The organism is Pelomonas sp. Root1444, assembly GCF_001426885.1.
In the GTDB taxonomy this organism is placed as follows: domain Bacteria; phylum Pseudomonadota; class Gammaproteobacteria; order Burkholderiales; family Burkholderiaceae_C; genus Pelomonas.
Genome location: NZ_LMFP01000011.1, coordinates 206,455 through 217,964 on the forward strand (window position 1 = coordinate 206,455; position 11,510 = coordinate 217,964).

The 11,510-nt window shown below is 69.7% G+C and carries 13 protein-coding genes; 3 read left to right on the top strand and 10 right to left on the bottom strand.

Features of this window, described 5'->3' with window-relative positions; all coding sequences use genetic code 11:
• Positions 1-88: 88 nt before the first annotated feature.
• The 10 genes from ASD35_RS12505 to def form a co-directional block, all read right to left on the bottom strand.
• Positions 89-1,282, bottom strand: a complete 1,194-nt coding sequence (locus tag ASD35_RS12505; protein WP_056875264.1) for a phosphoglycerate kinase — start codon at positions 1,280-1,282, stop codon at positions 89-91.
• Between the two features lie 193 nt (positions 1,283-1,475).
• Positions 1,476-1,805: an AzlD domain-containing protein gene (locus tag ASD35_RS12510; RefSeq protein WP_056875265.1), complete on the bottom strand. Its 330-nt coding sequence runs from the start codon at positions 1,803-1,805 to the stop codon at positions 1,476-1,478.
• Positions 1,798-2,517, bottom strand: a complete 720-nt coding sequence (locus ASD35_RS12515; protein ID WP_056875266.1) for an AzlC family ABC transporter permease — start codon at positions 2,515-2,517, stop codon at positions 1,798-1,800. Before ASD35_RS12515 ends, ASD35_RS12510 begins: the two co-directional genes overlap by 8 nt.
• A gap of 25 nt (positions 2,518-2,542) precedes the next feature.
• Positions 2,543-3,295 carry a head GIN domain-containing protein gene (locus ASD35_RS12520; protein ID WP_162254453.1) on the bottom strand — a complete coding sequence of 251 codons (753 nt, stop codon included), beginning with the start codon at positions 3,293-3,295 and terminating at the stop codon, positions 2,543-2,545.
• A gap of 115 nt (positions 3,296-3,410) precedes the next feature.
• Positions 3,411-3,764 carry a hypothetical protein gene (locus ASD35_RS12525; protein WP_056875268.1) on the bottom strand — a complete coding sequence of 118 codons (354 nt, stop codon included), beginning with the start codon at positions 3,762-3,764 and terminating at the stop codon, positions 3,411-3,413.
• Positions 3,765-3,800: 36 nt separating this feature from the next.
• Complete coding sequence (htpX, locus tag ASD35_RS12530) at positions 3,801-4,646, bottom strand: zinc metalloprotease HtpX (RefSeq protein ID WP_056875269.1); 846 nt, start codon at positions 4,644-4,646, stop codon at positions 3,801-3,803.
• A gap of 76 nt (positions 4,647-4,722) precedes the next feature.
• Positions 4,723-5,904: an ABC transporter substrate-binding protein gene (locus tag ASD35_RS12535; RefSeq protein ID WP_082580117.1), complete on the bottom strand. Its 1,182-nt coding sequence runs from the start codon at positions 5,902-5,904 to the stop codon at positions 4,723-4,725.
• Between the two features lie 17 nt (positions 5,905-5,921).
• Positions 5,922-6,962, bottom strand: a complete 1,041-nt coding sequence (locus tag ASD35_RS12540) for a cytochrome-c peroxidase (protein WP_082580118.1) — start codon at positions 6,960-6,962, stop codon at positions 5,922-5,924.
• A gap of 147 nt (positions 6,963-7,109) precedes the next feature.
• Positions 7,110-8,051 (bottom strand): methionyl-tRNA formyltransferase, encoded by a 942-nt coding sequence (gene fmt / locus ASD35_RS12545; protein ID WP_056875272.1) that lies wholly within the window; start codon positions 8,049-8,051, stop codon positions 7,110-7,112.
• Between the two features lie 13 nt (positions 8,052-8,064).
• Positions 8,065-8,601, bottom strand: coding sequence for a peptide deformylase (gene def / locus ASD35_RS12550; protein WP_056875273.1), 537 nt, complete (start codon positions 8,599-8,601; stop codon positions 8,065-8,067).
• Positions 8,602-8,716: 115 nt separating this feature from the next.
• Here def and ASD35_RS12555 point away from each other — a divergent pair, with 115 nt between their 5' ends.
• The 3 genes from ASD35_RS12555 (at position 8,717) to ASD35_RS12565 (ending at position 11,510) form a co-directional block, all read left to right on the top strand.
• A complete protein-coding gene (locus tag ASD35_RS12555) occupies positions 8,717-9,877 on the top strand; it encodes a LysM peptidoglycan-binding domain-containing protein (protein WP_235538332.1) in 1,161 nt (386 codons plus the stop codon).
• Positions 9,877-10,971: a DNA-processing protein DprA gene (dprA, locus tag ASD35_RS12560; protein WP_056875275.1), complete on the top strand. Its 1,095-nt coding sequence runs from the start codon at positions 9,877-9,879 to the stop codon at positions 10,969-10,971. The genes ASD35_RS12555 and dprA overlap by 1 nt, the downstream gene beginning before the upstream one ends.
• Before the next feature lie 86 nt (positions 10,972-11,057).
• Positions 11,058-11,510 (top strand): DUF494 family protein, encoded by a 453-nt coding sequence (locus ASD35_RS12565; protein ID WP_056875276.1) that lies wholly within the window; start codon positions 11,058-11,060, stop codon positions 11,508-11,510.

An 11,510-nucleotide genomic window follows, 5' to 3' on the forward strand; every position in this document is an offset into this window, starting at 1 on the left:
CCGCCGATGCAGGTTTCTTGGCGATCTATGCCGAAGCGAATATCACCCGGCCCCGGCGGCCCGTGCCCGGGCCGCCGCCCGCCACCGCTCAGCCCGCGGCGCGCTTGCTCAGGATCTCGAACGCCGGCAGGGTCTTGCCTTCCAGTACTTCCAGGAAGGCGCCGCCGCCGGTGGAGATGTAGCCGACGTCCTTCTCGATGCCGTACTTGGCAATGGCGGCCAGCGTGTCGCCGCCGCCGGCGATGCTGAAGGCGATGCTCTCGGCGATCGCGCGGGCGATCGCCTCGGTGCCGTGGGCGAAGGCCGGGAACTCGAACACGCCGACCGGGCCGTTCCAGACGATGGTGCCGGCCGCCTTGAGCTTCTCAGCCAGCTTGGCGGCCGTCTTGGGACCGATGTCGAGGATGAGGTCGTCATCTTCCACGTCGGTGGCAGCCTTGACGGAGGCCGTCGCGCCGGCCGCGAAGGCCTTGGCTGTGACGACGTCCTCGGGGATGGGCACCTCGGCACCGCGCGCGGCCATCGCGGCGATGACGGACTTGGCCTGGTCGACCAGGTCCGGCTCGGCCAGCGACTTGCCGATCTTCAGGCCCGAGGCCAGCATGAAGGTGTTGGCGATGCCGCCGCCGACGATGAGGCCGTCGACCTTGTCGGCCAGGCTCTGCAGGATGGTCAGCTTGGTCGAGACCTTGGAGCCGGCGACGATGGCCACCAGCGGGCGGCGCGGGTTGGCCAGCGCCTTCGTGATGGCGTCGATCTCCGCCGCCAGCAGCGGGCCGGCGCAGGCGATCTTGGCGTACTTGGCGATGCCGTAGGTGGTGGCTTCGGCGCGGTGGGCGGTGCCGAAGGCGTCGTGCACGAAGATGTCGCACAGGCCGGCGAGTTTCTTCGACAGCTCCTCGTTGCACTTCTTCTCGCCCTTGTTGACGCGGCAGTTCTCCAGCAGCACCAGCTGGCCCGGCGCGACGGAGACGGCGTCGACCCAGTCGCGCTGCAGCGGCACCGGGCGGCCCAGCAGCTCGGCCATGCGCTCGGCGACGGGCGCCAGCGAGTCCTCGGGCTTGAACTCGCCCTCGGTCGGCCGGCCCAGGTGGGAGGTGACCATGACGGCGGCGCCGGCGTCCAGCGCCATCTTGATGGCGGGCAGCGAGGCGCGGATGCGGGTGTCCTCGGTGATCTTGCCGTTGTCGTCCTGCGGCACGTTGAGGTCGGCGCGGATGAAGACGCGTTGGCCGGCCACCTTGCCGGCGGCGATCAGGTCTGAGAAGCGGATGACGTTCATGGTCGGGCGGTGCAGTTGAGAAAACTGCCGCGATTCTCGCCGCTGCTCTGCACGTGCTGCGCGTGAACTGCGAACCGGCGCCGGGCCGCAGGCGATGTGCTTGCGGCTCGACGCCGCAAGCATCGCCGTCCCCCAGGGGAACCGGCCGGGTTCGCCCGCGTTCAGCGGTGCGGAACCGGGCGAGGGGCAGCATTCACCAGCCGAGGCCGAGCTTCAGCGTCAGCATGACGGCCATGCCGCTGACGATGGTGCCGAGGATGTCGCGGCGCCAGAAGAAGTAGCCGGTGGCAATGACGGCCGCTGGCCAGCGCGCGTCCTGCCAGGTCGTGATGAGCTGGCCCTTAGTCATGAAGATTTCAGGCGCCACGACAGCGACGAGCGCCGCCAGCGGCGCCACCTTCAGCAGCTCGCGCAGCCAGCCGGGGATGGGCAAGGGCTTCTCGCCGATCATGAAGAAGCTGCGCGTCAGCACGGAGATGCCGGCCAGGCCGAACAGCGCGACCCAGGTCAGCCACTCACTCATGGCGCGCCTTCCGCATGTCCAGCCACCAGCCCACCGCGCCCGCCGCCACGATGGCGCACAGGATGTTGAGCTTCAGCGGCAGCGAATACGTCGCGATCGACACGCCGGCTGCGGTCACGGCCACCCACCACAGCATCCTCTCGGTCAGCAGCGCGTACGACAGCCCCAGCAGCGCCAGCACGCCCGCAAAGCCTATGCCCCAGTGCGGTGGGATGCGGTCGGCCAGCAGGATGCCGGTGAAGGACGCGATCTGCCAGGTCGGCCAGTTGACGGCGACGCCACCCCAGAAATAGCGCTGCTGGCCCCGCTGCGGCACGGCGTCGGGGTAGCGCTTGACGAAGTAGACGAAGTTCAGGTCGGCCGACAGGTAGCCGTTCAGCAGCCGCCGCCACCTTGGCAGGTGGGCCCAGTAGGCGCGCCACTGCGCGCTGAAGATGACGAAGCGCAGGTTGACGCAGAAGGCCGTGGCCAGCAGCACCCACAGCGGCGCGCCCGAGGCGATCAGCGGAAGGGCCGTCAGCTGCGCGCTGCCGGCGAACACCAGCAGCGACATGCCCATGGCCAGCGGGATGCTGAGGCCGCTCTTGACCATGGTGACGCCGGTCACCAGGCCCCAGGCGGCCAGCCCCAGGGAGGGCGAGGCCATGTCGCGCGCGCCGGCTCTGAAATCGGGATCGGCCGCGAGCGCGCGCAGCCTGGCAGACAAACTCATGCCGCCATTGTCGGCGGCATGCGAATCACTTCTCGAGACGGCGGACTTTGCCGCTGCCGGCGATCGACGAGCTGATCTCCGGCGAACCGGCGTACTTCACGTCGCCCGAGCCGGCGATGGAGACATTGAGCTTCTTGGTCGCCTGCACCTGGGCGTCGCCACTGCCGGCGATGGTGACCTTGACGTCCTCGGCGACCAACTCCGCCGCCTTCACGTCGCCGTTGCCGGAGATGGCGACGCTGGCGTTGCCGCAGCGGCCGGCCGCGACGATGTCGCCGCTGCCGCTGACCTTCATCGCCAGGCGCTCGGCATCGAGGTTGGCGAAGCGGATGTCGCCCGAGCCGGCGATGGCAGCGTCGACGCCGCCGGTCTTCATCGCCTCGACCTTGACGGTGCCCGAGCCGGCCACCGCGACGGCGCGCAGCGACGGCATCTCGATGACGAAGCTGGGGTTGGTGGACGTGGAGATGTTGATGCCCTTCCTGGGCCCGATCTCCAGCGTGCGGCCCTTGCCACCGTCGACGACGCGCGTCTCGATATGGGGCAGCAGGTTGCGGTCGGCCTTGACCTCGACCTTGTTGCCCGCCCCCTGGCGGATGACGACGTTGAAGCCGCCGCTCAGCGAGACGGCGTCAAAGGCGCCGGTGTCGCGGGCCTCGGTGGCGATGTCGCCGTTGCCAGTGACGCGTTCGCCCTTGTTCCAGCTCCAGGCCTGGGCCGAGCCGCAGAGGGCGGCGCTGACGAGACCGAGGGCGAAGAGGCGGCGGGGGGTGTTCATGGCGGGCTCCATCGAGGTTGTGATGGCCCGCATCTTGCCGGCCGGCGCCGATACGGACGACGGCGGCGCGACGATGCGCAGGATCAAAGGCGCGAAATGCCGCTGAGCGCGCTGGTCAGTGCGCCTTGGCCTTCTCTGCCGGCTTCTCTGCCGGCTTCTCCACAACCTCCTCGGCCGGCTGCGCAGGCCTGGCACCCGGTCGGGGCACGACGGGGGCGACGCCCTCGAGCTTGTTCTCCCGCATGTACTCGTCCATCTCGCGCCAGCCGGCGTAGATCGCGGCCTTCTGCGCCTTGGGGTTCAGCACGTAGCAGTCCTCGATGGCGCGCATCGCGTGGCGGCAGGCGCTGCCGATGGCCTTGCCTTCGGCCTCCTTCAAGGCCGCCGTCTTGGCGGGGTCGTCGATGCCCAGTTGCTCGCAGGCCGACAGGGCCGCGAGCAGGGGCAGGGCAAGGAGGAGACGCTTCATCTGTTCAGGTATCGGCGGCGTGGCGGCGAACTTGAGTCAGCGCCTGACCATCGCCATCAGGCGCGCGACACGCTCCTCGGTCGACGGGTGCGTGGAGAACAGCCCGCGCAGCCCGCCACCGGACAGCGGGTTCATGATCATCATCTGCGCCGTCTCCGGATGCGCCTCGGTCGTGGGCAGCGGCGTGCCCTGGGCGTAGCGGTGGATCTTGTCCAGCGCCGACGCCAGCGCCGCCGGGTCGCCGGAAATCTCGGCGCCGCCGCGGTCCGCCTCGAACTCGCGGGCGCGGCTGATGGCCATCTGGATGACGCTGGCCGCGAGCGGCGCCAGCAGCGCGATGGCGATGCCGGCAATCGGGTTCATCGGCCGGCCGTTCTCGTCGCGGCCGCCGAAGAACGCCGCGAAGTTGGCCAGCATGGAGATCGCACCGGCCATCGTCGCGCTGACGGTGCTGATGAGGATGTCGCGGTGGGCGACGTGGGCCAGTTCGTGGGCCATCACGCCGCGCAGTTCGCGCTCGGACAGCACGCGCAGGATGCCGGTCGTCGCCGCCACGGCCGCGTGCTCGGGGTTGCGGCCGGTCGCGAAGGCGTTGGGCGCGGCCTCGTCGATCAGGTAGACGCGCGGCATCGGAAGGCCGGCCTTCTGGGCCAGTTCCCGCACCATGCCGTAGAACTGCGGCGCCGAGCTCGCGTCGACCTCGCGGGCGTTGTACATCTTCAGCACCATGTCCGCGGAGAACCAGTAGCTGAAGAAGTTCATCGCGATGGCGACGGCCAGCGCGATCAGCATGCCGGTCTGGCCGCCGATCATGGCGCCCACCGCCATGAACAGCGCCGTGATGGCGGCCATCAGGATGGCGGTTTTCAGCAGATTGAACATCCCAGGCGTCCTTGGAGAACAAAAGCCGAACATGCGGCGCCGCGGCTGGAAATCAAGCGGCAGCCAATCGCCATGATCAGAACACCAGCCGGCCGTCTCCGTTGATGACGCCCAGGTCGACGAAGCGCGAGCCGTTGTGATTGTCCCTGGACAGGCGGATCAGGTAGCCCCCCAGGTCGAGACTGCCCAGCGATTCCAGCCCCGCGACCAGCGAGGCGCGGGTGGGCGCGGGGCCGGCGCGCCTGAGCCCCTCGATCAGCACCCGCCCGGCGATGAAGCCTTCCAGCATGGTGTAGTTGGGCTGGGCATCGGCCGCCAGGCGGCGCAGGCTGGCGTGGAAGTCGCGCTGGAACTGCAGGTGGTCCTTGCGCGGCTGGGGCAGCACCTGAATCATGATCAGGCCGCGGGCATGCTGCTTGAGGTCGCCCGCGAGGCGCGAGCCCGCGAAGGAGCTGGTCGCGAACTGCCCGCCATACCCGCGCTCGCGCAGGCCCTTGACGATCGCGGCGATCGGCTTGGCATTGCTGATGAAGACGACGAGCTGGGCATCCGCCTTGGCCAGGGCGTCGATCTGCGGCGTGAAATCGGTGGCGTTGCGGTTCAACCCCACCACGGCGACGGCGCTCAGGCGTTCGGCCGCGAGCGCATCCTGCATCGAGCGCAGGTTGGCCGGGCCGACGTCGTCCAGGTAGGCCAGCGCGATGCGGGTCAGCCCCAGCGAGGCGACGTGGCGAATGATGCGAGCCATCTCGTCGCCATAGCCCGCCCGGGTGTGGAAGAGATAGGGGTTGAAGGCGGCGCGGATGCCCATGTTGCCGGTGGCCGGCGACAGCATGGGGATGCGGGCCTTGGTGATAGTTTCCAGGCTGGCCTCGGTGCCTGCACCGCTGGTGTAGCCGATCAGGGCCAGCGTCTTGTCCGACTCGGCCAGCTTGCGGGTGTTGGCCAGCACGGCGTCACGCTTGCCGCCGTCGTCGACCGTGACCAGCCGCAGCGGCCGGCCGTTGATGCCGCCCGCGGCATTGGCCAGGCTGAATGCCGCCTCGATGCCCAGGCGCACGTCCTTGGCATATTCCGCCTGGCCGCCGGTGAAGCCGGCGCTCTGCCCGATCAGCAGCGGCTCGCCGGCCTGCGCCATGGCGGCACCATTGCCGAGCAGTCCGGTGGCCAAAGCCAGGGCGAATGTGGCCCGCCGCTGCCAGCGGCGCGCGAGGGAAAGCAGCCTCGCCCGGCCGGGCGATGGGTTGTGGTTCTTCATGCAGGATGTGATTGGTATCAGCGGTTGGCCGCCACCGCCGGCCAGGCGGCTGGCGCGGCGTAGTGGGCCGGCACCTGGCCGGTCAGGCTGCCGAGGAAGGCGACGATGTCGCCCACGTCCTCGGGCGACAGCGTCTGGCCCAATTGCACCTCGGCCATCACCCGCACCGCCTCTTCGAGCGTCGCGACGGAACCGTCGTGGAAATAGGGCGCCGTCTTGGCGATGTTGCGAAGCATCGGCACGCGGTAGACGTACTTGTCGCTCTCGATCTTGGTGCTCGTGAACCGGCCCTCGTCGATGGTCTTCGAGCCGGTCGCCAGCCAGTAGTTCTTGGTGACGCCGAACTTCTGGAAGGAGTTGCCACCCAGCAGCGGGCCGTTGTGGCAGGCCACGCAGCCCTTGCCGACGAACTTCTCCAGCCCCACGCGCTGCTGCGCGTTCAAGGCGCCGGCATTGCCCTGCAGGAAATCGTCGAGCGGCGCCGGCGTGCGCAGCGTGCGCTGGTAGGCCGCCAGCGCCTTGGCGTAATTGGCCGCCGTGATCGCCTCACCCTCGGTGCCGAAAGCGCGCCGGAACAGGTCCTCATAGGCCAGGCTGCGCAGTGCCGCGACCAGGTCGGCCGTGTTGCCGTAGCCCATGGAGCCGGTGATGGAGCGCTCCGCCTGGTGGGCACCGTCCTTGCGGTCGCCGTACCAGCGCAGGGCGACCTGGTCCTGCGCCATGAACATCGCCTGCGAATGCAACGTCGTGAATTGACCCTTGGCATTGACCGACAGCGGGCGGCGGTCGGAACTCCAGTCGGCCGGGCTGTGGCAGCTGACGCAGGCGGTCTTGCCGTCCAGCGACAGGCGGGTATCCCAGAACAGCGCCCGCCCCAGCACCGCCTGCGGTGCGGAGGCCTCCTCCGGCGTCACCGGCTTGACGACACCGAACAGGGCCTGGGCCTGCAGCAGCAGCGCATCGCTGCCGCCCGCGAGGGTCGGCGTGGCGACGGCCCAGGCCAGCCCCAGCAACAGGGCGGGGGCCGAGGCGACCCGGCAAAGCAAAGTGAGTGTCATGGCGAGCTCGATGACGATGAGGGGCGGTCCTCCACAAGGGGTCCGGATCGTGCGGCCCGGCCCGCAAAATCGTGCGCATTCTGTCGCAGCCCAGATGACGCGCAATGCCTAAAAGTACCGCTATTGGCGCCCGTCGGGCGCTCTGACCTAACCGGTTATCAGCGCGAAGCGCTCGCCCGCGGCCACCGGCCGCGCCTGCATGAAAGCGGCAGCCGGGCCGCGCTTGCCCCCCGCACGCTGCAGCTCCGTCAGCCGCAGTGCGCCCTCGCCGCAGGCCACCACCGGCCCGGTGGCGATCACGACGCCCGGCTCGCCATCACCGTCGACGAGTTCAGCGCGCCAGACCTTCAGCGGCTCACCGGCCAGCATCGCCACGCCGCCCGGGAATGGGTCGAAGGCGCGCAGGCGGCGCTCGATCTCGGCGGCCGGCCGGCGCCAGTCGATGGTGCTCTCGGCCTTCTCGATCTTGTGGGCGTAGGTCACGCCCTCGGCCGGCTGCGGCGTGCGCGTCAGCGCGCCGGCCTGCAGGGCCTCGACGATCAGCCGGCCGCCCAGCGCGGCCAGGCGGTCGTGCAGCGTCGCGGTCGTGTCGTCGGCGCGGATGGGCTCGCGGCCGACGAGCAGCATGTCGCCGGTGTCCAGGCCGGCATCCATCTGCATGATGGTGATGCCGGTCTCGGTGTCGCCGGCCTCGATGGCGCGATGGATGGGGGCGGCGCCGCGCCAGCGCGGCAGCAGCGAGGCATGGATGTTCAGGCAGCCCTTGCGCGGGAGGTCCAGCACCCACTGCGGCAGGATCAGCCCATAGGCGGCGACGACCATCACGTCGGCCTCCGCCGCCAGCAGCGCCTCGCGCGCCGCGGCCGCGTCGGCGGCGTACTTGCCGTCCAGCTTGAGGCCCTGCGGCTGCGCGACCGGGATGCCCGCCGCAACGGCGCGCTGCTTCACGCTTGACGCCTGCAGCTTCATGCCGCGCCCGGCCGGGCGGTCGGGCTGGGTCAGCACCAGCGGCACCGTGAAGCCGGCGCCCAGCAGCGCATCCAACGCGACGGCGGCGAACTCCGGCGTGCCCGCGAAAACGACTTTCATGACGCAATGCGCATCAGAACCTCTGGTTGCGCTTCTTGGCCTCGGCCTCTTCCTCGCGCGCCTTCTTGACCATCTTGGTCTTGATGCGGTCGCGCTTGAGCGGGCTCAGGTACTCGACGAAGACCTTGCCCAACAGATGGTCCATCTCATGCTGCACGCAGACCGCCAACAGCCCGTCGGCGTCGAACTCGTACACCTCGCCGTCACGGTTGGTGGCGCGCACCGTCACCTCCGCATGCCGCGGCACCTTGTCGTAGATCTGCGGCACCGACAGGCAGCCCTCCTCACCCTCCACCATGCGCTCGCTGGTCTTGACCAGCTCCGGGTTGATCAGCACGCGCGGCGTGTCACGGTCTTGCGAGGTGTCGATGACGATGACGCGCTCGTGCACGTCCACCTGCGTCGCGGCCAGGCCGACGCCGTCGGCGGCGTACATGGTCTCCAGCATGTCGTCGATGAGCCGGCGGATGCGTTCGTCCACGGCGTCCACCGGCTTGGCGATGGTGTGCAGACGCGGGTCGGGATAGCGAAGGATGTCGAGTCGGGCCATGGCGCCTTGTAAGCACTCGCAAGCGAGCGCTAGCGGTTGTTGGTTGCCCCCGGTGAATGCGGGCAGAATGACCCGGATTTTCGCCGATCCGGCAATCCCCCTTCGGAGACCGCGCTTGAAGCCTGCTGCCCGCCCTGTCCACTTTTCAGTCCTTGCGGCCTGCCTGACCCTTGCGACGACCTCGGCCTGGGCCCAAGCCAGCAAGCTGCCCGTCACGCCGGAGCAACGCCGCGTGGCCGAGCAGGTCGCCAGCGCCGGCGTGCCGCTGGCCGAACTGGCGCCGAATGCGCCCGACAGCCACACCGTGCAGCCCGGCGACACGCTCTGGGACATCTCCAAGCTCTTCCTGAAGAGCCCCTGGCGCTGGCCCGAGCTGTGGGGCATGAACCGCGACCAGATCCGCAACCCGCACCTGATCTACCCCGGCCAGGTGCTGATGCTCGTCAAGGTCGACGGCCGCGCCCGCCTGCAGTTCGGGCAGCGCGTCGGCGGCGCCGGCGACACCGTCAAGGTCAGCCCGCAGATGCGCGTCTCGGCGCTCGACGCCAACCCGATTCCCGTCATCCCGCTGGCCCTGATCCAGCCCTTCCTGACCGACACCGCCGTCTTCGACACCGACGCGCTGGCCACCGCGCCGCGCATCGTCGCGACGCAGGAAGGCCATGTGCTGCTGGGCAAGGGCGACCTGGCCTACGCCCGCGGCGATTTCGCCGGCGCGACGGACTTCCGCGTCTTCCGCACCGCGCGCGCGCTCCGCGACCCGGCCACCAACGAGATCCTCGGCTACGAGGCGCCGTATGTCGGCACCGCCGACCTGATACGCCCGGGCGAAAACCGCGCCCGGCCCGATGGCAAGACCGACATCGTCCCGGCGACGCTGCGGATCAGCCAGGTCAAGCAGGAGGTCGGCATCGGCGACCGCCTCGCGCCGGCGCCGCAGCGCGACCTGGAACGCTACGTGCCTCACGCGCCGGACCAGCCCATGGCGGGTCAAATCGCCGCCATCTACGGCGACGCGCTGAACGCCGGCCAGAACCAGATCGTCACCCTGAACCGCGGCAAGCGTGACGGCGTCGAGCGCGGCCATGTGTTTGCGCTGTGGCGCGATGGCGAGGCCGCCGTGGACAAGACGCAAGGGAAGGCGCAAGCCATCAAGCTGCCCGACGAACGCCACGGCGTGCTGTTCGTGTTCGAGGTCTACGAGCGGGTCTCGTATGCGCTGATCATCTCGGTCAAGGAACCCGTCAAGGCCGGCGACCGCTTCACGCAGCCCTGATGCTTTCTTCGGCCGAGCTGGCCGCGTGGCTGCGGCTGACCGAGAGCGTCGGCCCCGGCGCTGCCCGGCGTCTGCTTGCGATGGCCGGCAGCCCGCAGGCGGTCTATGAACTGCCCACGGTGGCGCTGGACCAGGCCCTGCCGCCCAAGCAGCGCGAGGCCTTCAATCAGCCGCCCGCGCACCTCGACGAGCTGGTCACCCACGCGCAGGCCTGGCTGGCCGAGCCCGGCCACGACCTGCTGGTGCTGGGCGATGCCGACTATCCGCCCCGCCTGCTGGCCACGGCCGACCCGCCGCTGCTGCTGTGGCTGCAAGGCCGCCGGGAGCTGCTGGGCATGCCTTCGCTGGCCATTGTCGGCAGCCGCAACCCGACCGCGCAGGGCGGCGACAACGCCCGCGCCTTCTCGCGGGCGCTGGCACACGCCGGCTACACCATCGTCTCCGGCCTGGCGCTGGGCGTGGACGCCGCAGCCCATGAAGGCGCGCTGGACGCCGAAGGCGCCACCATCGCCGTCGTCGGCACGGGGCTGGACCAGGTCTACCCGCGTCGCAATGCGGGCCTCGCCGCCCGGCTGCTGGCCGCCGGCGGCCTGATCGTCAGCGAGTATTCGCTCGGCACGCCCATCACGCAGGCCAACTTTCCGCGCCGCAACCGCATCATCGCGGGGCTGGCCCAGGGCTGCCTGGTCGTCGAGGCGGCGGTGCAGTCGGGGTCGCTGATCACCGCGCGGCTGTCGGTGGAGGCCGGCCGCGAGGTGTTCGCGATTCCCGGTTCCATCCATTCGCCGCAGGCGCGGGGCTGCCATGCGCTGATCCGCCAGGGCGCCAAGCTGGTCGAGTCGGCCGAGGATGTGCTGGAAGAACTGCCGCCGCTGGGTTCGCGGCCTGCCGCAAGCCCCACGCTGCCCGAGACGCCCCACGAACAGCAAGCACTGCTCGATGCCATGGGTTTCGACCCCGTCAGCCTGGACGCGCTGATGGCCCGCAGCGGCTGGGCCGCGGCCGAGCTGAGCGCGGCGCTGCTGGAGCTGGAACTCGACGGCCACGTGGCCCGTCTGGCCGGCCAGCTGTTCCAGCGCCGCAGGCAGGGCTGAGCAGCTTAACCGCGGATATCAGAGGGCGATCCGGGGGGTTATTCGCAGCCGGAGCCCCCGGATCGCTGGGCTATCATCCCCTCACGATGTTCGATGTCCTGGTTTATCTCTACGAGACCTATTGGCGTCCGGACGCCTGCCCCGACCATGCGCAGCTGACGCGCAAGCTGACGGCGGTGGGCTTCGAGAACGATGAGATCCAGGAAGCCCTCTCCTGGCTGGACGGCCTGGCCGCGGCCGGTGAGTCCTACCAGGGCGAGCAGAGCGAGAGCGCCATGCGTGTCTACTCGCCCGCGGAGATCGAGCACCTGGGCGAGGCCTCGGTCGGCTTCGTCAGCTTCCTGGAATCCGCCGGCGTGCTGCCGGGACCGATGCGCGAGATGGTCATCGACCGCGCGATGGCGATCTCGGGCGCACCGATGGACCTCGAAGATCTGAAGATCATCGTGCTGATGGTGTTCTGGAGTCTGGGCGAGGAGCCCGATGCGCTCATCCTCGACGAACTCTTCGTCGCGCCGGAAGACCGGCTGATCCACTGA